Below are 307 nucleotides of genomic sequence, written 5' to 3'. Positions count from 1 at the left end.
CCGCCTCAAGGACTGGCGCAGGATCGCAACCCGCTACGACAGATGTCCCAAGGTCTACCTCTCGGCCATCGCACTCGCCGCAACTGTCATCTTCTGGCTCTGAAACTCAATGAGTCCTGAACCTAGCAGGTCGCTGAAACAGTCTCGGGCCCGGAACCTTGTTATGTCTGCGTGTATCTAGGGTCAGGACCCATTGATCATCTTTGTCGACCGTGATTCACGGTCGGCCAGGAGACCTGATCGATGAGCAACTTGTTCTGGCTGACCGAAGCCCAGATGGACCGGCTTCGGCCCTTCTTTCCCAAGA

Annotated in this window: 1 pseudogene; it reads left to right on the top strand. The window is 56.7% G+C overall.

The features are described from left to right. Nucleotides 1-103, top strand: a pseudogene (locus GV832_RS21795) (IS5/IS1182 family transposase); the annotation flags it as partial. Nucleotides 104-307: the final 204 nt, after the last annotated feature.

The organism is Stagnihabitans tardus (genome assembly GCF_009925085.1).
GTDB classification, from domain to species: domain Bacteria; phylum Pseudomonadota; class Alphaproteobacteria; order Rhodobacterales; family Rhodobacteraceae; genus Stagnihabitans; species Stagnihabitans tardus.
This window is presented reverse-complemented; position numbering and strand designations above follow the sequence as displayed.